General features: G+C 71.1%; 19 protein-coding genes. 7 read left to right on the forward strand and 12 right to left on the reverse strand.

What is annotated here, in order from left to right:
* The first annotated feature begins 324 nt into the window (after positions 1 to 324).
* Both PKE99_RS16735 and PKE99_RS16740 read left to right on the forward strand, forming a co-directional pair.
* Positions 325 to 1,740, forward strand: coding sequence for an amidohydrolase family protein (locus PKE99_RS16735; RefSeq protein ID WP_037045495.1), 1,416 nt, complete (start codon positions 325 to 327; stop codon positions 1,738 to 1,740).
* Between the two features lie 24 nt (positions 1,741 to 1,764).
* A complete protein-coding gene (locus PKE99_RS16740; RefSeq protein ID WP_051737379.1) occupies positions 1,765 to 2,766 on the forward strand; it encodes an LLM class flavin-dependent oxidoreductase in 1,002 nt (333 codons plus the stop codon).
* 62 nt (positions 2,767 to 2,828) lie between these two features.
* Here the strand turns inward: PKE99_RS16740 and PKE99_RS16745 are convergent, their stop codons facing one another.
* From PKE99_RS16745 to PKE99_RS16765, 5 genes are read right to left on the reverse strand one after another with little or no spacing between them, the layout of a single operon-like run.
* The gene (locus PKE99_RS16745; protein ID WP_051737380.1) at positions 2,829 to 3,911 is read right to left on the reverse strand and encodes an ABC transporter permease; all 1,083 of its coding nucleotides are present in this window, start codon (positions 3,909 to 3,911) and stop codon (positions 2,829 to 2,831) included.
* Positions 3,908 to 5,008, reverse strand: a complete 1,101-nt coding sequence (locus tag PKE99_RS16750; RefSeq protein ID WP_051737381.1) for an ABC transporter permease — start codon at positions 5,006 to 5,008, stop codon at positions 3,908 to 3,910. The genes PKE99_RS16745 and PKE99_RS16750 overlap by 4 nt, the downstream gene beginning before the upstream one ends.
* A complete protein-coding gene (locus PKE99_RS16755; RefSeq protein ID WP_197040609.1) occupies positions 5,005 to 5,997 on the reverse strand; it encodes an ATP-binding cassette domain-containing protein in 993 nt (330 codons plus the stop codon). Before PKE99_RS16755 ends, PKE99_RS16750 begins: the two co-directional genes overlap by 4 nt.
* Positions 5,919 to 6,530 carry an ATP-binding cassette domain-containing protein gene (locus tag PKE99_RS16760; RefSeq protein ID WP_197040610.1) on the reverse strand — a complete coding sequence of 204 codons (612 nt, stop codon included), beginning with the start codon at positions 6,528 to 6,530 and terminating at the stop codon, positions 5,919 to 5,921. The genes PKE99_RS16755 and PKE99_RS16760 overlap by 79 nt, the downstream gene beginning before the upstream one ends.
* 2 nt (positions 6,531 to 6,532) lie before the next feature.
* Positions 6,533 to 7,552 (reverse strand): BMP family protein, encoded by a 1,020-nt coding sequence (locus tag PKE99_RS16765; protein ID WP_037045497.1) that lies wholly within the window; start codon positions 7,550 to 7,552, stop codon positions 6,533 to 6,535.
* A gap of 228 nt (positions 7,553 to 7,780) precedes the next feature.
* On the opposite strand from PKE99_RS16765, the gene PKE99_RS16770 reads away from it, so the two are divergent.
* The 4 genes from PKE99_RS16770 (at position 7,781) to PKE99_RS16785 (ending at position 12,364) form a co-directional block, all read left to right on the forward strand.
* Complete coding sequence (locus PKE99_RS16770) at positions 7,781 to 8,968, forward strand: M20 family metallopeptidase (RefSeq protein ID WP_037045498.1); 1,188 nt, start codon at positions 7,781 to 7,783, stop codon at positions 8,966 to 8,968.
* Entirely contained in the window at positions 8,965 to 10,074 is a 1,110-nt protein-coding gene (locus PKE99_RS16775; RefSeq protein ID WP_037045500.1) for a pyridoxal phosphate-dependent aminotransferase, read from the forward strand. Before PKE99_RS16770 ends, PKE99_RS16775 begins: the two co-directional genes overlap by 4 nt.
* Positions 10,071 to 11,510: an amidase gene (locus PKE99_RS16780; protein ID WP_051737382.1), complete on the forward strand. Its 1,440-nt coding sequence runs from the start codon at positions 10,071 to 10,073 to the stop codon at positions 11,508 to 11,510. The genes PKE99_RS16775 and PKE99_RS16780 overlap by 4 nt, the downstream gene beginning before the upstream one ends.
* 113 nt (positions 11,511 to 11,623) lie before the next feature.
* A complete protein-coding gene (locus PKE99_RS16785; protein ID WP_081924118.1) occupies positions 11,624 to 12,364 on the forward strand; it encodes a GntR family transcriptional regulator in 741 nt (246 codons plus the stop codon).
* A 971-nt stretch (positions 12,365 to 13,335) separates the two neighbouring features.
* On the opposite strand, the gene PKE99_RS16790 is transcribed toward PKE99_RS16785, so the two are convergent.
* Genes PKE99_RS16790 through PKE99_RS16815 form a run of 6 tightly spaced genes read right to left on the reverse strand, consistent with a single transcriptional unit; the run spans position 13,336 to position 19,052 of the window.
* Positions 13,336 to 13,728 (reverse strand): carboxymuconolactone decarboxylase family protein, encoded by a 393-nt coding sequence (locus PKE99_RS16790; protein WP_037045501.1) that lies wholly within the window; start codon positions 13,726 to 13,728, stop codon positions 13,336 to 13,338.
* Positions 13,729 to 13,735: 7 nt separating this feature from the next.
* Positions 13,736 to 14,266, reverse strand: coding sequence for a type II 3-dehydroquinate dehydratase (locus PKE99_RS16795; protein WP_197040611.1), 531 nt, complete (start codon positions 14,264 to 14,266; stop codon positions 13,736 to 13,738).
* Complete coding sequence (locus PKE99_RS16800; protein ID WP_037045502.1) at positions 14,266 to 15,222, reverse strand: hydroxymethylglutaryl-CoA lyase-like TIM-barrel protein; 957 nt, start codon at positions 15,220 to 15,222, stop codon at positions 14,266 to 14,268. The genes PKE99_RS16795 and PKE99_RS16800 overlap by 1 nt, the downstream gene beginning before the upstream one ends.
* Before the next feature lie 58 nt (positions 15,223 to 15,280).
* Positions 15,281 to 16,957, reverse strand: coding sequence for an AMP-binding protein (locus tag PKE99_RS16805; protein ID WP_037045503.1), 1,677 nt, complete (start codon positions 16,955 to 16,957; stop codon positions 15,281 to 15,283).
* Between the two features lie 2 nt (positions 16,958 to 16,959).
* Entirely contained in the window at positions 16,960 to 17,985 is a 1,026-nt protein-coding gene (locus PKE99_RS16810) for an LLM class flavin-dependent oxidoreductase (RefSeq protein ID WP_037045505.1), read from the reverse strand.
* A 47-nt stretch (positions 17,986 to 18,032) separates the two neighbouring features.
* Positions 18,033 to 19,052: an Ldh family oxidoreductase gene (locus tag PKE99_RS16815; RefSeq protein ID WP_051737385.1), complete on the reverse strand. Its 1,020-nt coding sequence runs from the start codon at positions 19,050 to 19,052 to the stop codon at positions 18,033 to 18,035.
* 42 nt (positions 19,053 to 19,094) lie between these two features.
* Between PKE99_RS16815 and PKE99_RS16820 the strand changes: the two genes are divergently transcribed.
* Positions 19,095 to 19,562, forward strand: coding sequence for a MarR family winged helix-turn-helix transcriptional regulator (locus PKE99_RS16820; protein WP_037045506.1), 468 nt, complete (start codon positions 19,095 to 19,097; stop codon positions 19,560 to 19,562).
* Between the two features lie 3 nt (positions 19,563 to 19,565).
* Here PKE99_RS16820 and PKE99_RS16825 read toward each other — a convergent pair whose 3' ends face one another.
* On the reverse strand, positions 19,566 to 20,837 hold the full coding sequence (locus PKE99_RS16825) for an MFS transporter (protein ID WP_037045507.1): 1,272 nt from the start codon (positions 20,835 to 20,837) through the stop codon (positions 19,566 to 19,568).
* Positions 20,838 to 20,919: the final 82 nt, after the last annotated feature.

Consider the following 20,919-nt stretch of genomic DNA (forward strand, 5'->3'; position numbering starts at 1 on the left):
ACGGCAGCGACGCGGAGACCTCGCCGGTGGCCGGGTTCGTCACGTCCGAGAACCGGCCGGACTTGCCATCGACCTTCTGGCCGTTGGCCCAGTGGTAGAGGGTGGTGATCGCGCCTGCTGGGCGCGTTGAAGGGTTCACATCGAAATGAGATCTCAAGATCTCATAGCTGGCAAGACCGATGTAGTGAGTCGTGTAGTCGCATTGAGCAGCAGTAACGTACTGGTAACACATGAGGGCAGTGGTGTCAGTCGTGGGCTCTTGACACGCCCATGAGGCCTGAGGGAGTTTTGCGATCTCAAGTGCTCCCGGCCTCTGGAGATCTCATGACAGACCCCACCGCGTCCCCAGCGTCCTGCGATCTGCTCGTCACGGCCGGGTGGGTGATCACGGTGGACGCCGAGCGGCGGATCGTCCGGGACGGTGCCGTCGCGGTGACCGACGGCGTCATCGTCGCCGTCGGCAAGGCCGCGGAGCTGGACCGGGCTTACCGGCCCACTCGGCGGATCGACCGACCGGAGGCCGTCGTGCTGCCCGGCATGGCCAACGGCCACCGGCACCTGCTGTGCTGCGCGAAGGGTGCGATGCCCGAGGGTGGCACCACGCTGGAGTCCCTGCGTCGCTTCATCTATCCGTCGTTCTCGTCGCTCGAGCCCGAGGACATGAACGTCTACGCGCGCCACGCCACGGCCGAGATGATCCGCAACGGCACCACGCTGTTCGAGGAGCCCGGCTGCAACCACATCGACGCGGTCCTTCCCGCCATCGCCGAGTCCGGGATACGCGCGCGCATAGGCCTGTGGACGTGGGACCAGCGGGGCTCCGGCGGGGACGCCGGCCTGCCGGACTGGCTGGCGCTCGACACCGCCGCCGCGATCAAGCGCCTCGAGCACGGCCTGGAGACCGTGCAGGCCTTCGGCAACGAGCGGATCCGCCCGGCCGTGTGCGTCGAGGGTGTGACCACGTGCTCCGACGAGCTGACCGTCGCCGCCGCTCGGCTGGCCGAGGAGTCGCAGACCCTCGCGGTGCAGCACAAGTCGACCAGCGAGCGTGAGGTGGCCCTCGAGCTGCAGGTCTTCGGCGAGCGCCCGATCCAGCACACCGCGAGCATCAAGGCGCTGAACCCGTACACCCTGCTCAACCACGTCACGAGCCTCGACCTGGAGGACGTGGCCGCCATCGCGGACACCGGCGCGACCGTCTCGTGGAACCCCAGTACGGCGCTGAAGCTGGCCAAGGGGACCACCCAGCACAGCAGGTGGCCGGAGCTGATCGCCGCGGGCGTCCCGATGGGACTGGGCACGGACGCGGAGAACTGCTCGAACCACCAGGACATCTGCCGCGCCATCTACCTCGCCGCGCTGCTGCCGCGAGACGCCCGAGAGGATCCCACGGCCGTCAGCGCCGAGACCGCGGTGGAGCTTGGCACCCTGGGCGGCGCCCGGGCCCTGCGGTTCGACGACGTCACCGGGTCCCTGGAGGTCGGCAAGCAGGCAGACCTCGTCGTGTTCGACACGAACGACTACGACTGGCGCCCCCTGCACAACCCCATCGCCAACCTCGCCTACGGGGTCACCGGCCACTCGGTCGACACGGTCCTCATCGGCGGACAGGTGGTGTTGGAGAACAAGAAGAGCACCGTGTTCGACGAGGACGCCCTGCGCGAGGAGGTCGAGGCCACCGACCGCAGGATCCTCAAAAAGATCGGCATCGACCCGGCGCCCGCCTGGCCGGTCGTTTGACCCTCACTCCGGAAGGTTCCCCACATGTACGGCGGCGTCGCGCTCCAGCCGGTCTACGCACCCGAGCAGTTCGTCTCGATGGTCCGGCGGGTCGAGGAGGTCGGACTCGCCGACCTCTGGCTCACCGACTCGTCCCTGCACTCCCGCTACTGCTACTCCTACCTCACCCTCGCGGCGACGAACTCGCAGCGCCTCCGACTAGGCACCGCGGTCACCAACCCGGTGACGCGGCACCCCGCCATGGCGGCCGTCGGGATCTCGACGATCGACGAGATCTCCGGCGGTCGCGCGGTCTACGGCATCGGCGCGGGTGATCGGCCGCTGGAGGCACTCGGCCTCAAGCCCGCGCGGCTCGCCCTGCTGGAGGACTCCATCACCGCCGCTCGCAGGCTGTGGACCGGCGAGCACGTCGACATGACCGCGCGCGGGTTCACCCTCGACGACGCGCACCTGCGTTTCCCGGCTCGCCAGGACATCCCCGTCTACATCTCGGCGAGCGGCCCGAAGACTCTGGAGTTGGCCGGGCGGGTGGCCGACGGCGTCATCCTTCTGGCGGGCCTGCACCCGGACGGGCTGATTTATGCCCTGGAGCACATCGACCGCGGCGTGGACATGGCGGGCCGGGACTCGCGCCCGAAGATCACGGTCTTCGCCTACGGCGCGATCGACGAGGACGAGGACGTCGCCCTCGCCGCCGGCCGCACGATCGCCGCGTGGTTCCCGATGACGGCGCCGGTCTACTGCGGGCTCGCGGGCCTGTCCCCGGAGCTCGTCGAGCAGGTCCGTGCGCAGTACGCGGGCGGGGAATTCCAGGAGGCGGAGAGAGCAGCGGCGCTCCTGCCCGACGATTTCGTGCGCCGGATGTCTTTGTCCGGCAACCGGGCCGCGGCCCGCGAGCACATCCGCACGCTGGACAAGCTGGGCATCGACAGCATGGCGGTGTTCCCGCTCGGCGGGGACGCCGACAGCAGGCTGGCGACCGTCACCGCGTTCGCGGAGTGCCTGCGCGACGAGGGCCACATCTGATCTCCGCGCTCGAACGAGGGCCCCGCAGCCGATCGGCTGCGGGGCCCTCGTCTCGGGTGTGCTCAGCCTCGGACGGGGAGCGCCCGCCCGAGCATGGCGGGGGCGCGGACCCGCCGCGCCGAGGCGGCGAGTGCGACCAGGCTGAGCACGTAGGGCAGGCTCAGCCAGAACTGCGACGGCAGCGCGAAACCGGGCACGAGGGCGGCTCCCAGAGCCCCCACCGCGACACACAGCACCGCCCCGAGCAGCACCCACCGCAGCGGCGAACCCGAGCGCCGGGCCCGCCACGCCCCGACGGCGCCGATCACGAGCCCGAGTGCGACCAGCGCGACCCACACCTGCTGCGGCACCGCACCCATCGACTGCAGGCGCAGCTGGAGAGCGTCGGTGAAGCCGAAGACCAGACAGGCCGCGACCACGCCGTAGGGCCGCCACTGGCCGAAGACCACGGCGGCGAGCGCGAGGAACCCGCGTCCGGCGGTCATGTTCTCGGCGAACAACCCGACCTGGCCCACGGACAGGAACGCTCCGGCCAGCCCGGCGAGGGCGCCGGCGGCGAGGACGGCGCTCCACTGCACCCGCGCCACGTCCACACCGGTCGAGTCCAGCACCTCGGGCTTCTCTCCGGCGGAACGCAGGCGCAGGCCCCGCCTGCTCCGGTAGAGAAGGTACGCGACGACCGGGCCGAGCACGTAGGCGAGATAGACCAGCGGCAGCTGGTGGAACAGCACCGGCCCGATGCCGGGGATGTCCGACAGCAGCGGCACCGCGTACGGCTCCATCTTCACCGTAGTGGGCTGGGTGCCGCCGAACTGCAGGCGGTAGAGGAACAGGGTGAGCCCGGCGGCCAGCAGGTTCAGCGCCACCCCGACGACGATCTGGTCACCGCGCAGGGTCACCGACACAAACGCCATGATCGCGCCGAGGACCAGCCCGAGGCCGATCCCGGCGAGCAGCCCGAGCCCGACCCTGCCGGTGGCGTAAGCGGCGAGGAAGCCAGCGTAGGCGCCGAACAGCATCATCCCCTCGAGCCCGATGTTGATCACACCAGCACGTTCGGAGATCAGCTCACCGAGCGCGGCGAGCAGCAGCGGGACCGACAGCCGGATCGCGGCGGCGAAGAGGGCGACGTCGAACGGGTTCACGAGTTCGCTCCTTCGGTGACGCGTGCGGGTTGCTCCGCCGCGGTCGCTGCGGGCCGCCGGGAACGGCGGCGCTCGACCAGCCATGCGGAGCCGGTGACCAGCAGGATCACCACAGCCTGGGTTGCGGTGACCAGGCCGGAGGAGATGCCGACCCTGGCCTCCATCAGCCCGCCGCCCTGGCGCAGCGCGGCCAGCAGGAGCGCGGCCGGGATGCAGGCGAGCGGGTTGTTGCGGGCGAGCAGCGCCACGACGATGCCGTCGAAGCCGTAGTTCGCGGAGAAGCCGGGGGCGAGGTTGCCCGCGGGAGCGGCCAGCACGAGCGACGAGCCCGCGACGCCGGCGACGGCGGCCGACGTGCACAGCGCGCCCACCCCGACCAGCCGGGTCCGGGTGCCCGTGGCCTTGGCTGCGGACGGGTTCGCGCCGGTCAGCCGCAGCCGGTAGCCCACGACGGTGCGGCGCAGCACATACGCGGCAGCCAGCACCACGACCACGACCAGCACGATGTCCCAGCGCAGCGTGGTGCGCGCCAACAGGACCGGCCAGCGCGCCGAGTCGGCCACCGGGGAGCTCTGGCCGAGCGTGCCGGTCGGTTCCTCCATCGGGCCGTTGGCCAGCCAGGACACGATCTGGGTCGTGATCAGGGTGAGGAGCAGCGTGGCGATGAAGTCGTTGACCCCGCGGCGAGCCCACAGCCAGGCGGCGATGCCGCCGAGTGCCGCGCCGCCAGCCGCGCCGGCGAGGACCGCGAGCGGCAGGTGCACCGCCATTGGCAGGCCGGACAGGTGGAGTCCGACCACCGCCGCGGTGGTGCCGCCCGCGAGGATCTGACCCTCCAGCCCCACGTTGAGCCGACCGGCGCGGGAGGCGACGACCCAGCCGACCGCGGCGAGGACGAGGGGGACGAACTTGGTCAGGGTGGCGCCGAACTGGGCGGGGCTTCCGAAGACCCCGTCCCACATCGCCCGGGCGGCGTCGCCCACGGGGGCTCCGCTCAGTGCGATGACCAGAAGGGACACCGCCAGCGCGAGGACGACGGCGAGCAGGCTGACGGCAGCGCCGCGCAGAGCCCGCCGGTCGACGGCGAGCCGTCTCATGGGGTCGCTCCTTCTGCGCCGGCGGCCATCAGCTCGCCGATCCGGTCGCGGGTGGCGTCCGCGGCGTCGAGCACGGCGACGACCCGGCCCGACGACATCACTGCGATGCGGTCGGACAGGGCGAAGATCTCGTCGAGCTCGGCGGAGACGAGCAGGGTCGCCCCGCCCGCGGTCTTGTGGGCGTTGATCTGGGCGTGCACGAACTCGATCGCGCCGACGTCGAGGCCACGGGTGGGCTGAGCGGCGACGAGCAGATCGGGCTCGCCGTGCATCTCCCGGGCCAAGACGATCTTCTGCTGGTTGCCGCCGGAAAGGCTCGCGACGGGGGTGTCCAGCCCGGTGGTGCGTACGTCGAAGCGGGCGACGAGGTCGGCGCAGTGCCGGCGGATGCGGCCCGGCCGCAGCACGCCTGCGCGGCTGAAGGCGGGCTCGCCGATCGCCCGCATCATGAGGTTGTCGGTCACCGACAGCGGTAGCGCCAACCCGTCGGAGTGTCGGTCCTCGGCGATCGTCCCGGTGCGGCCGGGGCCACCGCCGGTGCGGGCCGTGACGGTGACCGTGCCCGCCGTGGCGGTACGGACGCCCGCGACGAGGTCGGCGAGCTCGCTCTGCCCGTTGCCCTCGACACCGGCGATCCCGAGCACCTCGCCGCCCCGCACCCGCAGGTCGACGGGCCCGAGGTCGCGGTCGCCGCGATACCGGGCGAGGGTGAGCCCGTCGACGTCGAGCACCACGGGACCCGGCTGGACCACCGGCCGCTCGGTGCGCAGCACGACATCCCGGCCGACCATCATCCGGGCGAGCTCCTCGGGCAGAGTCGTACCGACCTCGACGGTGTCGACGACCCGCCCGCCCCGCACCACGGTGCACCGGTCGGCCACGGCCGCGATCTCGCCCAACTTGTGGGTGATCAGCACGATGGCCAGGCCCGCTGCGGCCAGCTCGGCGAGGACCTCGGCGAGGCGGTCCCACTCGGCGGGGGAGAGCACGGCGCTGGGCTCGTCGAGGAGACCACCCGGGCGTCGCTGAGCAGGCACTTGAGGATCTCGACCCGTTGCCGCTCGCCGACCGGGAGGGTCTCCACCGGGACGTCCGGGCGGACCGGCATGCCGTGCCGCTCGCCGATCTCGACGAGCCGGGCCCGGATCGCGGCTGCGTCGTACCGGCCGGTCGTACCTTGGGCCAGCGCCACGTTCTCCGTGGCGGTCATGTCCGGGACCAGCATGAAGTGTTGGTGGACCACGCCGATCCCGGCGGCACGCGCGGCCTGCGGGTCCGCGGCCGGCAGCCGTGCGCCCCCGACGGTCACCTCACCGGAGTCCGGCCGCACCAGCCCGGAGAGGATCTTGACCAGCGTCGACTTGCCGGCCCCGTTCTCCCCCAGCAGCGCGAGGATCTCTCCAGGGCGGACGTCGAGGTCGATCCCGTCGTTCGCAACCAGCGCGCCGTACCGTTTGGTCACCGCACGCGCCGACAGCGCCGCGGGGGCGGCGCCGTCGGACGTGCGAGAGGGGGCCGGCACGCTCAGCCGCCCTGGGGCAGCGTGATGGCCCCGGAGTTCAGCTTGGCGGTGGTGTCGGCGACGACGGACTCGTACTGGGAGGCCGACGGGCAGAGCTTCAGGGCCTGCACAGCGGGGTCGTCGAGGGCGTAGAAGCGGGGCTCGACCGGCAGCGAGCCCGCCTTGAAGTCCTCCAGCACGTGGCCGACCATGATCTTGGTGTCCTGGAACGCGTAGCCGATCAAGGCGGGAGACTCCTCGCAGCGGTCGGTCGTCGGGTTGAAGACCTTGACGTCCTTGCCGGACTCGGTGACCGCGTCGAGCACACCGGGCAGGCCGGCGTCCTGGAAGGCGTAGATCACGTCGGCGCCGTTCGCGATCTGGGCCGCGGTGGCCTCCTTCGCCTTGGCCGCGTCGCTGAGGGACCCGACGGTCACCGAGGCGACGTTGATGTCTGGCTTGACGGACTTGGCGCCCGCGGCGAAGTCGATCGACGACTGCGAGTTCGGCGGAATGTCGGTGCCGCCCACGTAGCCGACCGTGCCCGTGGCGCTCTCCTGTGCCGCGACGACGCCGGCGACGTAGGCCGGAACGCCCTGCCTGGTCGCATAGGTGTGCAGGTTCGGCACCCCGGCCTGCACCACCCCGGACATCACGAAGGTGACGTCGGGGAACTGCGCGGCGACGGTGTTGCCCGCGGAGACCAGCGAGCTGCCACCGGCAATGATCAGCTGGTTGTCGGCGGCCAGGTTGGTCAGGGCGTCGATCGCGGCCTGCGGAGAGCCGACGTTGTCGACGACCGAGACCGTCATGCCCTCCCGGTCCGCGACGGCCTGCACGCCGTCGAGGTAGGACTGGTAGAACGCCTTGTCGTTGCGCGGGCCGGCGAGCACGACACCGACCTTGGTCGGCGCCCCGGAGGCACCGGTCTCCGGCGCGGCCGTCGACCCGCCACTGGAGCAGGCGCTCAGCACGAGCGCGGCGCCGAGAACGGGCGCGGCGAGCACACGGGTGCTGCGCAGCCACGAAGGCACTCGGATCATCTGACTCTCCTTCTTCGCGACCGATCCGCCGGCGGCTGAGATCCTGAGATCGCATCTAGTGCCACGGATCGTGTCCTCGGGGCTCACTGGCCGTCAAGACATGCACGGATGCGTAACCAGCACGCAACACCAACCTCGGTTAACGTGCCGTGACGTGACGTCCACCGCCCTTGACAGTCTGTGGACCGACCCCGCAGATTTGAGATCTCAAATCGAAGTGGGAGTGCAATGGAGAAGTCAGCAGCGGTCGAGCAGGCCCTCGCCAGCATCGACGAGGCGCGTGTGGTGTCCCTGGTCCAGGACGTCTGCCGGATCCCGAGCGTGCTCGGCGACGAGCTCGCGTTCGCTCAGTACCTGGTCGACGTCATGAAGGACTCGAGCTTCACCGACGTCCGGCTGCAGGACGTGCTGCCCGACCGGCCGAACGCCATCGGCGAGCTCGACTTCGGCACGGGCCCCCGGGTCGTCCTGACCGGACACATGGACACCAAGCCCGAGTCCATCGGCTGGACCGACACGACGCCTTACTCCGGCGAGCTGATCGACGGGCACGTCTATGGCCACGGGATCATGGACATGAAGGCGGCGCTGGTCTGCCAGATCGTCGCCGCCGAGGCCGTACGCTCCTCGGGCGTCCCGGTGTCGGGCAGGCTCGCCTTCGCCGGCGTCAGCGACCACATGGGCGACCAGCTCGGCTCGATCCGCTACTTCGACGAGTACTCCGCCGACCTGTGCGTGCTAGGGGAGCTGTCGGACAACGAGATCTACCTCGGCCACCGGGGCCGCTACTACTTCGACATCACCGCGCAGGGCAAGTCGGCGCACACCTGCCACAAGCCGCTCGCGGTCAACGCGAACATGTTGGCGGCCAAGGCGATCCTGGAGCTCGACGCGTCCCGGCTCACCCCCGAGCTCGAGCCGTGGGTCCGCGACCTGTTCGGCGAGGAGACCTACATGGCGCCCGGCCGGGTCTACGGCGGTCTGCCGCCGGGCGGGCCGTCGATGATCCCGGACGAGTGCGTGATCCGGCTCGACTGCCGCCCGCAGCCCGGGGTGTCGGTGGAGACCGTGCGTGCCGAGCTTGACCGCTGCCTCGACGCGGTCAAGGCCGCCGACCCGCGCTTCGCGGCGCGGGTCGAGCTCGCCGACGTCAAGTCCGGTTACGTGGCGGACCCGCACAGCCTCGTCGTCGAGACGATGGTCGACGCCGTCCAGCAGGTCCGCGGCACGGAGCCGACCCTGCAGGCCGCGGGCTGGCTCGGCGACACCGCCAGCTTCGGCGACACGATCCCCACGGTGATCTTCGGTCCGGGCGGCGAGCCGGTGTACTGCCCGAACGAGCGGCTCTCGGTCGCGGACATCGTCGAGGCCACCAAGGTCTACACCGCCTTCGCGACGCTGGCGCTGCTGACGTGAGCGCCCCGGCCACGGCTGCCCCGTCGTTCGAGCACCTGCTGGAACGTCCGGACCTGGTGTGGATGGGGCAGAACACCACCCACCTGGAACCGCCCGCCGAGGTGCTCGCCGCGCTGGAGGAGAGCACCCGGCGCCGCGAGTTCCAGCTCTACGCCCCGGCGCTGGGCTTCGAGCGGCTGCGCACACAGATCGTCGAGGACCTCGGGCTGACCGGTGCCGACGCGTGGATCACCGACGGCGCGGTGGGCGGGCTCCACCACATCTGCACCGGCCTGGCCGGGTCGGTCTCCCAGGTGGTCACGAGCGACCCGGGATGGCCATGGCCGGCCCGGTTCGCGGGTCTGGAGGGCGTGCCTGTCACGACCCTGGAGCTGTACTCCGCCGAGCAGGGCTACCGCGTCACCGCCCAGCAGATCGCCGAGGTGATCGAGCCCCGCTCGCTGATCTACCTGATCGACCCGCTGAATCCGCTCGGCAGCCGCTACACCCGCGCCGAGCTCGTCGCGATCACCGACCTCGCCCGACAGACGGGCTCGCTCGTCGTGCACGATTGCACCTACCGACACTTCGCCAGCGACCACACCCTCGCGGCGGAGCTCTACCCCGAGGGCACGTTCACCACCTACTCGTTCTCCAAGTGGCTGGGTCTGGCCGGGCTGCGGCTCGGCGCGGTGGTGGCGGTGCCGGAGCTGCTCGGGCGGCTGACCGAGGTTCCGTCGAACCCGCTGGGCGCCAACATTCAGGCCCAGCGCGCGGCGATGGCGGGGCTGTCGGTGAAGGAACCGTGGCTCGCCCGCGTGCGCGCGACCAACCGGACCAACCAGGAGACGGTCCGGCTCGCCGTGCAGCGCAGCGGGCTCGGCGAGCTCGTGGTGTTCCCCTCACACGGGAACTTCGTCGCCGTGGACATCGCGGGTAGCGGCTGGTCCGCCGACGCGCTGTGCGCCGCCATGCTCGAGCGGAACGTGTTCATTCGGCCCGGGACCTACCAGTCCCCGCGCTTCGGCGAGCGCTTCGTGAAGGTCAGCACATCGGTCCCCGAGGAGTGGGGCGAGCGGTTCGCTGCGGCTTGGGCGGACCTGTCGACCCCTGCGAGCCAGGCTTGACCGCGGCGGCGCGCTACACCGAACTCGACGCCGAGGAGTACCGGGCGGCGTCTGGGCTGGAGCTCGGGCGCCGGGTCGCTGCCGGCGAGATCTCCCCGGTGCACCTGGCCGAGCTGGCCCTAGGCCTGGCCGCGGAGGCCGAACCCGCGCTCAACGCCTACGCCGTCCTGCTCCCCGAGCGGGCCCGCGCCGCGGCGGTGCATCTCGAGGCCGAGGTGCGGGCTGGCCGCGTGCGCAGTCCGCTGCACGGGGTCCCGATCGCCGTGAAGGACAACATGCTGGAGGAGGGGCTCCCAGCCGGAAAGGGCTCCCTGACCAGCTCGGACACGCCGGCCGCCGCATCGTCGCCCATGGTGGGCAGGCTCCTCGACGCGGGCACCGTGGTCATCGGACGCACCACCACCCCGGAGTTCGGGTGGAAGGGCACGGGGATCTCGCCGCGCACCGGCGTCACCCGCAACCCGTGGGACCCGACCCGCAGCTCCGGTGGCTCCAGCGCGGGTTCCGGCGCGACCGTCGGCAGTGGCGCGGTGCCGATAGCCACCGGCACGGACGCGGGTGGCTCGGTCCGGATCCCCGCCGCGTTCTGCGGCGCCGTCGGGCTCAAGCCGACGCTCGGCGCCGTACCGGTCTGGCCGGGCACCGTCAACGAGAACCTCTCGCACGCTGGTCCGATCACCCGCGACGTGCGGGACGCACGAGCCGTCCTCGACCTCACCCGCGGACCCGACGCGCGCGACCCCCAGTCGTACTGGTCCCGTCCACCCGCTCCCGACAGCGGGCGCAGGCTGCGCATCGGCGTCGTCCGGGCGCCGTTCGGGATCGCTCCGGAGGCGCCGGTCGGCCGGGTCGTCGATCCTGCCCTCGACGCGGTCGTGGCGGCGGGCGGCGCCGAATACCGCCAGGTCGAGCTGCCCGCGGCGCTGCCGCGCGCGGTGTTCGAGGCGCTTTGGGTGACCGGACGTGGCCTGGGGTTCCGCGACCTCGCCCGCGAGCACGCCGCGGTCATGGACCCGGGCCTCGTCCGGCTCGGTCCGCTCGCCGAGACCTACAGCCTGGGCGACTACTACGAGGCGCTGGCCGCGCGCCGCGCGTTCAACACCGCGATGGCCCGGACGCTCGACAAGTGGGACCTGCTCGTCATGCCCACGATGCCCCTGACCGCCTTCGCCGCAGACGCGGAGGTCCCCGAGGGCGGGGAGGCCGACGCGCCGCTCCCGTGGATCACCTGGACTCCGTACACGTACCCGTTCAACATCACCGGCCAGCCCGCCGTCACCGTGCCGTGCGGGCTCGCGGGAGACGGGCTCCCGGTGGCGCTGCAGGTTGTGGGGCCGTGGGCGCACGACGACCGGGTCCTCGGCTTCGCGGCCCACGCCCAGGACGTCCTCGGTCCCGCACGGGCCGCTTCGCGTCCGCGAGAATCACAAAGTTAACGGCAGTGGCCCTTTCGTCACCGCGAACCGGGCGCGGAGAGTGCAAGGTTGTACCACCACAAGGATCACCGGAGACCCCGACCCGCCGGGGGAGTGCGAAGGAAAAGACGATCATGAGGCCGAGCGTGGGCACGCCCCCGGCGCCGAAGGCGTCCACCCGCAGGTCGACGCCGGACTTCACCGGCCTGACCCTGCCGGAGCCCGGCGCGGACACCCACCTCCAGATCAAGGAGGTCGTGTACCGCCGCCTAGTCCGGGCGATCGTCGAGCTGGAGCTCGAGCCGGGCACCCAGCTCCGCGAGCGCCAGCTCGCTGAGCAGATGGGGGTCAGCAAGACCCCGATCCGCGAGGCGCTGGTCCGGCTGGAGAAGGAGGGCCTGGTCACGGTGGCCCCGTACCGGGGCGCAATCGTTCGCGGCTACACGCACGCGGACATCCGCGAGATCTATGAGCTCCGTGAGCTGTTGGAGGGCTTCTGCGCGCGGCGGGCGGCCATGCAGATCAGTGACGCGGACGAGGCGGATCTGCGGGCCAACGTGCGGCAGAGCCGTGGGCAGCTCGACGCGGGCGAGCTGGACGGCATCCCGGCGCTCTTCGACGGCTTCGACCGCATCCTCTACCGGCAGGCGGCCGGGCACCGTATCGGCGGCATGCTCGTCGAGCTCGACGCCCACCTCGAGCGGCTGGGCAACCTCACGGTCGCCGTGCCCGGCCGCCTCGACGCCTCGGTCCGCCAGCACGAGGAGATTGTCACCGCCATCACGAAGCGGGATCCCGCCGCCGCCGAGGCGGCGTGCCGTGAGCACATCCGCAGCGTCTTCGCCGACCTCGTCAACGCGCTTCCGGACGAATGATAAGTCGCCGCCGGTACATAGGTCTGTGCAGGCGCGGTTGTGGTGGTCGTCGCGATCAGCAACCCCGTGTCCCTCGACAAGTCCAGAGTCGCCGAGTTCGTGCGGCGGCTTTCCCTCTCCAGAATTGCGGTCGCGTCGTTTGACCAGGGGCTCCTGCGCGTCCTGGCCTCCAACGCGGGCTGATGCGCCGCTCGCCTCAGGTGAGTAGCGCCCGCTGGCTGGGGAGCTGCGAACAAGTGGCTACGGCGCGGACGGACACCGGCTTCGTCGGCGCCGAGACCGTCCGCTTCTTCGTCCGGCCCAGACTCGCGACCGGTCGTAGGCGAACCCGAGGGGGCACAGCGTGAGATCTGCGGATTGAGGGCAGTTCTCGCGGTGGTCGGGTCCGCGGTGGGCCGCGGCTACTCGGATCGGAGCCTGTAAGACCGGACTGTCAGCCGTGATCAGCTGACTCCTTTTCCGCTGTACCGGCGAACAAGCGGTCACTATGATCTTGAAATACGAAGCAGGCCAGAGCGACAACGCTTTGGCCTGCTACTTCTGTGCGCCGCGAGGGAATCGAACCCCCAACCCGCTGGAGGGGAGTCGGGTGCTGGCCCAGGATCTCCGAAGATTGTTCGTGCTGGTCAGTTGCTGTATATCGGCTCAGTCGATCATCGGCGGTGCTCGTAGTTCGTCACGGTGATCGGTGGTAAGCGGTGACCAAAACGGTGACTGCGCTTCGGCCTTACTACCCGAGGGACCCCTGACGGGCCTGCGCGTCCTGGGGTCCGGCTCCCCAACGGTTTCAGCCGCTTCGCCGGTTTCGGTCACGCCTCCCGTCGCTGCCGCCGTGGTCTTTGTCGGACCGTCGGTACTGGATCAAGGACTTCAGCGCGAACGTGCCCTCATTCTCGGCAACGCAAGACGGTCGGCTGCGCACTGTTCGCGGCCGACCGCCTCGTCGGTGGGCCGGAGGGTGGCGATCGTGATTAGGAACCGGGTGGCCGCTCTGCCTCGAACTCGGCCAGGGCCTCGGCGAGCAGTGGATAGGCGACAAGGGGAACGTGGTAGCCACCGGTCAACCCGGTGAGCCGCAACGTCTCCACGATCTCCTCGGGCTCCACCCCGGCCCGCAGGGCCTCCAGCATGTGGAAGCGGCAGCCCCGGTGGAAGTGGGCGGCCGCGTCCAGCGCGAGCAGGACGAGCTGGCGCACCGGTTCCGACAGCGAGGTGCCCGGTCCCATCGCGTGCCGGTAGCCGGCGTGGAAGTCCAGGAGCGCCTGCGGATCGAAGCGGGCGGCGACCTCGAACACCTCGGGGTAATGGCCACGGTCCGCGCGGATGCGGGCGAGGACGTCCTCGCCGGTGAGCTCGGTGCTCATCGCGCCGCTACTCGGACTTGGCACCGAAGAACGTCTCGTCGTCCAGGGCGAGTACCAGGGAGAGCAGCGCACCCAGGTAGCTGTACTCGCGCATGCCCATGAACTGGCCGGACACGAACGGCGTGAAGGTGGACTCACCCGGGCCGTAGACCGGGCCGCGCGCAGTCGCCGCCGACGCCCTGATGTTGGCGAAATGCACCTCGACCACCGGCTTCCCGGTGTCGTAGAGGGCGAAGGGGACCGAGTGGCTGGTGGTGGTCAACCCTGCCGGGTTGACGAGGTACCCGTCCACGCGATCGCCGGACTCGTGGATGTACTCGAGGATGTCGCCCTCGTGGTTCGACAGGAACCGCTCGATCACGACGCCGAGGCGGGCGCCCCACTCCTCGGTGAACCGGCCCAGACCCTCGGCGGAGACGGCGGGGCCGTACATCCGCTTGTTCCGCCGGGCGAGGTTGGAGACGTTCGGCCCGTCGATCACGGCGATGGTGTAGCGCTGGTCGCTCGTGCGAAGTCCGTCGATGGCGGAAGGGGTCATCACTGTGCTGGCTCGCTTTCGTGGGTCGTGTTCTTCCAGGCGAAGGTCAGTGCGGCCGTTGTCCCTGCCGCTGCCGGGACGGGGCCGACGTGCCGGACGAATCCCAGGCCGGGCACGCCAGCGTCCGCCAGCCAGTTGGCCGTGTCGACGAGTGCGGTGAGGTCGAGGCGCGTGTCGTGGCCGGCGAGCTCGAGGGCCTGCGCGGCGTCCTCGGTGCAGACCCCGCCGCCCCGCTGACCCGGCATCGCGGGGTGCCCGCCGCTCCCGGCGAGGGCAACGTCGATGGTGCCGACGCCGAGCTCGGCGAGGGTGAGGACGTTGGCCACGCCGAGCCCCCGGTTGTCGTGGACCTGGACGGTCAGCGACTCCGGCGGCACGTGCTGTGCGGCGGTGTCGAGCAGCTCGCGGATCTGGGGTGGTGCGGCGTAGCCGAAGGAGTCGGCGAGCACCCAGTCCGTGACCCCGATGTCGACGAGCCGCCGCGCGATCGGCTCGAGCTCGGCCCGGCCGCGTGCGGGCCCGGTGGGGCCGCCCCACGCGAAGATCACGTAGGTGCCGAGGGTGATTCCGAGGTCCGCGGCGACGGCGGCGAGGCGTCCCAGCTCGACGAGGGACTCCTCGGTGCTACGCCCGACGTTGGCCCGGGCGAAGTCCTCGTCGGCCGAGAGCAGGAAGGCGGCGGAGTCCGCTCCCGCGTCGGCGGCGGCCCGCAGACCGCGCTCGTTGCCGATGCAGCAGCCCAACGTCAGCCCGGGCACCGCACGCACCGCGGCGAATACCTCGGCGGCGTCGGCGAGGCCGGGGATGAGGTCGGGGCGTACGAACGAGGACAGCTCGAAGTCCCGTACCCCGGCGCGGACGAGCCGCTGCACGAGCTCGATCTTCACCTCGGTCGGTACCGGATGCGCCTGGAAGGTCAGTCGGGGCGCGATCTCCCGCAGGTGCACCGTGCTCACCGCTCTCGCCCGCTGCGCGGGCACGGGCGCTGGGTCCATGACTCGCTCACAGGCTCGCTCACCGGATCCGGGTCGGGGTCAGGCCTGCGGTCTCGGCGTCCCATGTGTCGTCGGTCAGCCCGGTCTCCCGCAGCACCGCCTTGCGGATCTTTCCGGTGGGTGTGGCGGGGAACTGCTCGACGAGGCGGTAGTAGCGGGGCACCATGAAGTGCGGCAGGGCCCGGTCGCAGTGCGCGAAGAGGTCCTTCAGGTCCAGCTCGGTCCCCTCGGTGACCTGCACGACGGCCATCACCTCCTGTTCGCCGAGATCGGAGGCGACGCCCACCGCGGCGGCCTCGGCAACGGCGGGATGGTCCAGCAGGACGGCCTCGACCTCCTGGGAGGACACGTTCTCGCCGCGGCGGCGCAGGGCGTCCTTCTTGCGGTCGACGAAGTAGAAGTAGCCGTCGTCGTCGGTGAAGCCGAGGTCCCCGGTGTGCCACCAGAGGTCGCGCGAGGTCTCCACGGTGGCCTCGGGCTGCCGGTGGTAGCCGGAGAACATGACGTGCGGGACGCGCGGCCGAAATACGATCTCGCCGACCTGCCCGGGCGGCACGGGGAAGCCCAGGTCGTCGTGGACCTCGAGGAGGGTCGTGGCGGACGGGACGCCCATGGAGCCGATCTTGCGTTCCCGGATCGGGTTCCAGACGATCGTCTTGATCTCGGTGAGGCCGTAGCCCTCCACGACGTGCACGCCGAAGCGGTCCTCGGTCGCGGCGAGGACCGGGGGTGGGGCGGGGGCGGCGAAGACCTTGCGGGCCGAGTGGTCCCGGTCGCGGTCGGACGGGGGCTGGGCGAGCAGCATGGGCAGCACCGAGCCGAGGGCGTTGAACTGGGTGACCCCGTGGCGGCGGATGTCGTCCCAGAAGCGGCTCGCGCTGAACCGGCGGCCGAGCACGACGGTGGCGCCCGCGACGATCGCGTGCAACGAGATGTTGATCTTCGCTGCGCCGTGGAACAGTGGCAGGCAGGTGTAGAGCCGCTCGTCGGCGGTGGTCTCCATGGCCACGGCGAACTCGTGCGCGGCGACCACGGGCATCAGTGCCGGGTAGATCGCGCCCTTGCTTCGGCCGGTGGTCCCCGACGTCAGCATGATGCCCACCGGATCGTCGATGCCGACGGCGGGGAACACCTGGCCCCGGTCGCCGCGGGCGATCATGGTGTGCCAGGTGAGGATCTCGACGCCGGGCAGCGACACCCCCGAGGGCACGGAGCGAGGGCTGATGGTCCGGCCCGCACCCTCCCCGTCGGTGTGCATGGTCTGGTCCGCACGCTCCCGGTCCGTCAGGAGGACGACGATCCGCAGTGCGGGGGGCCGCTCCGGCAGGGCCGCGACGAGGTCGAGCAGCCCGGGCTCGGTGATCAGGACCTGCACGTCGGTGTGGCCCAGCGCGTGGTCGAGGAAGGTGCCCTTGTAGGCGGTGTTCACCGGCACCTCGACCAGCCCCGCCCGGGCGATCCCGAAGAACGCGACGAGAGTCTCGACGCGGTTCGGCAGGAACACGCCGACGGACGTGCCGGGAGCGAGGCCGAGGCCGAGCAGGCCGCGGGCGACCGCGGACGCGGCCGCGTCGAGCTCGGCATAGCTCAGCTGCTCGTCGTCGAAGACCAGGGCCGGCTTGTCGGGGGTGCGGGACGCACGGTCGGTGAGCAGTCCGCCCACCGTTCCGCCGCCCAGCGATGGCAGGTCGAGCACGGTCAGAGCTCCTTCTTGGCGCGCAGCAGGAAGTCCTCCAGGGCAGGATCCCAGCCGGCCTCCGCCCCGGTGGTCACCAGGAAGGTCCCGATCCCCAGGTCGTGGTAGGTGCCGAGGGTGTCCAGGACCTGCTCCTCCGTGCCGACGAGCGCCTGGGAGTTGGCGAACCCGCCCAGGAGCTTCGTCAGCCCGGTCCAGAAGCAGGTGTCGTGGAGCTCCTCGTCGGTCAGCGCCAGGGCGCGCTGCCGTCCGATGGAGTTGTCGGTGGCCGAGGAGCGGAGGAAGGCGTGGCCGCCCTGGGCGGCGGCGATCTGCTGCTCGACGGCGCGGGCCTTGGCCCACGCGTCGTCCTCGGTCTCGCCGAGGAACAGCCGCAGGCTCAGCGAGAAGTCCATCGGTCGCGCGTAGCCGTCCGCGGCGGCCCGAACGCGTGCGATGCGCTCCTCCGTCCCGGCGAACGGCTCGCCCCAGAGCATGTACAGGTCGGCGTGCCGGGCGCCGAAGTCGACCGCTGCGTCGCTCTCGCCGCCCATGAAGATCGGGACCTGGCCCTGGACCGGCCGGGTGAGGATCTTGACGCCCCCGGCGGTGTAGAACCGGCCCTCGTGGTCGAACGACGACGGTTCGGTCCAGGTCCGGCGGACGAGATCGAGGTACTCGATCGCCCGCTCGTACCGCTCGGACTTGGGGGTGTCGTCGCTCTCGCGGTGGAGGTCCTTGTCCGAGCCCCCGACCACCACGTTGATGGCCAGCCGGCCGCGGGCCAGCACGTCCAGGGTGGCGAAGTACCGGGCCGCCGCCGTCGGGGCCATCACCCCGGGGCGGTGCGCCACGATCGGCGAGAACTTCTCGGTCATCGCCAGCATGTACGGCGCCGTCGCGTGGTTGTGCGGCCAGATCGACGAGTACCCCACGAGCACCCGGTCGATCGCCTCCGACGCGTCGAGCTCACGCACCCGCTCGGCCAGCCGGGCGGGGTCGCTCTCGCCCGGTTCGAGCGGCTGGATCCCCGTGAAGAAGTCGACCATGACTCACCCTCCCGTAGCAGAATGCTTGGACTATATAAGCATGCTGTCTAATGCGCCAGGGCGATCTGGTGCAGAGTGTCGACCACGGGAGCCGTGACCTCGATCGTTCCCCGTCGGAGGGTCTCCGCCCGCAGGGCCGCCGAGCGGTCGAAGGGAACCCGGACCGCCGTCCCGCCCTCGAGTGGACGGGTAGCACGGACGGACTCGGCGAAGTCCGCCGCGCGGGCGCCGAAGTCCGCGGCGTCGCCGAGGGCGGACGGATCGACGATCACCGCCAGGAGGCCGCAGTCGGAGACGCCCTCGGGGGCCGCCGAGGCGCCCGCGAGCATGCCGAGCAGGTGCACGACGAGGGCGAGCCCGGAGCCCTTGTGGCCGCCCCACACGGCGAATGCTCCCTGCAGGGCCGCGGCGGGGTCGGTGGTCGGGTGGCCTGCTGGGTCGTAGGCCTTCCCCTCCGGCAGCGGCTCGCCGAGCCGGGCCGCGAGGGTGACCTCGGCGTGGGTGATGGACGAGGTGCCGATGTCCCAGATCACCGGGCCGTCGGCGGTCGGGAAGCCGAAGGCGATCGGGTTGGTGCTGAACCGTGCCTCGGTGCCGCCGTACGGCGCGACGACGGCGGGCCCGCTGCCTGCGATCATGCCGACGAATCCGGCGTCGACGATGCGCTCGAGGTAGTAGGAGAACATTCCCGTGTACCAGGTCCGGCGCGCGCCGACCACGGCCACGCCCTGGGCCCGGGCCTTCTCCAGACCGATCTCCATCGCTCGGGCCGCGACGAGGTAGCCGACGTGGTCCCCGCCGTCCAGGGCCGCCGACACCGGGGTCTGCCGGTCGACCCGGATCGGCTGCGGCGGCTCGGTGGCGCGGAGGCGCTCGATGATCGACACCGCGCGGGCCAGCCCGGCGTAGGACAGCCCGCGCAGCTCGCAGTCCATCAGGTGGTCGGCGATGACCGCGGCCTCCACGGTGGTGTATCCGCTGCCGACCAGCGCCTCAGTCAGGACGCGGAGGGCGTCGTCCAGTGTGAGCACGACCGTCGGTGCGGAGGTGGTGGTCGAGCCGGGCATGTCAGAACCTCCAGTTGTAAGGATGCTGTCTAAGCTTGGGGCGTGGACACAGCTGCGGGCCAGTCGGACTACCTCACCGATGCGGTCACTCGCCTGGAGCGTGCCGTGGCGAACATCGGGGCGATGCGCCTCAAGCCCTGGCGGATGACGCTGTCCGGATACGCCGCCCTCAAGATCCTGGAGCGCCAGCCGAACCTGTCGCTGGCTCAGCTGTCCCGCCGCTGCTTCGTCAAGCCCCAGACGATGACCAGGATCGTCGCCGAGCTCGAGCGCCGGGGATGGGTGGAGCGGAGCCCGCATCCGGAGAGCGAGCGGGCCATGTCGCTGGCCCTCACCCCGGCCGGGCTCACCAGTCTCACCGAGATGGCCGCCGAGGTCGACAAGATCGAGTCGACACTCGGCGGCATGCTCGAGCCCGGCCAGTTCCCCGAGCTCGTCGCCACCCTGCGGCGCTGCGCCGTCGCGGTCGAGACCGAGATCAAGGACGCGCGCCGCGTGAGCCGCGACTGAGCCTCAGGCCGGCTCGGGGGCGACCCGTCCGGCGGGCCGTGGGGCCCGGGGCGCCAGGACGGAGGGCAGGGCCAGCGCGGTCAGGCCGCTGAGCACGGCGGATCCGATGAGGACGAATGCGCCGGCGCGGTTGTCCCCGGTCGTCTGGACCAGCCACTGGGTCACGTACAGGACGGTCCCGCCGAAGACGGCGACGGAGATGTTGAAGGCCAACGACACACCGATGCCGCGGGCGTGCACCGGGAACATCTCGATGTAGGTGATCGGGGCGATGCCGGTGTAGAAGGACGGGGCAGCGGCCAGCAGCACCGCGAAGATGCCGAGCGCCCACGGGTTCGTCGACGACGTCAGCCCGGCCATCAGCGGGTACGAGGCGACGATGATCACCCCGGTCGCGATGAGCAGTGCGGGACGGCGTCCGATCCGGTCCGACACACGTCCCCCGGCGAGCACGAGGCCGATCCCCACGGCCAGCGCGATGCCGATCACGACGGTTGCCGTGACCAGGGAGAACTTCAGCTGGATGATCAGGTTCTGCACGTAAGTGAACGCCAGGTAGAAGCCCACGGCGTGGGTGGCGGCCACCCCGATCAGCAACAGGCCGCGCCACAGCTTGCGGTCGACCGTGGGTAGGTCCTCCGCGACCTCCTTGACCTCCTCGAACTCCGGGGTCTCGCCCAGGCGATTCCGCAGGTAGAGCCCGATGGCCCCCAGGGGCAGAGCCAGCAAGAACGGCACCCGCCAGCCCCACGTCTGCATGGCCTCCGGCCCGAGGCCCAGGCTCAGCCCCACCACGATGATCGCGCCGAGGAGCAGGCCGGCGAGGCTGCCCATCTGGACCCGGCTGGCCATCTCGCCCTTGCGGTGGGCGGGGGCGAACTCGGCGGCGTAGATGATCGCGGTGCCGTACTCCCCGCCCGCGGCGAGGCCCTGGCCGACGCGCAGCAGCACGAGCAGGATCGGCGCGGCCACTCCGATCGACGCGGCGGTGGGCAGCAGGCCGATCAGCGTGCTGACTACCGCCATCCCGATCAGCGTCACGACCAGCGTGGGCTTGCGGCCGATGCGGTCGGCCAGCGAGCCCAGTAGTAGGGCGCCGATGGGACGGATGACGAACGCGGCGGCGAACACCGCGAACGTCGAGAGCAGGGCGGCGCCTGGGGTGGAGCCGGGGAAGAAGTTCTTCGCCAGCACGGTGGCCACCAGGCCGTACACCGCGTAGTCGTAGTTCTCGACGGTGTTGCCGATCGCGGCGGCCAAGGTGGTGCGGCGCACCGTACCTTCGCGTACGGGTTCCGCTTCGGATGGTGCCGACATGGCGACCTCTCCTTCGAGGCGATGCAACAGGCGATGTGCG

This window comes from Pseudonocardia halophobica (genome assembly GCF_027922425.1).
GTDB lineage: Bacteria > Actinomycetota > Actinomycetes > Mycobacteriales > Pseudonocardiaceae > Pseudonocardia > Pseudonocardia halophobica.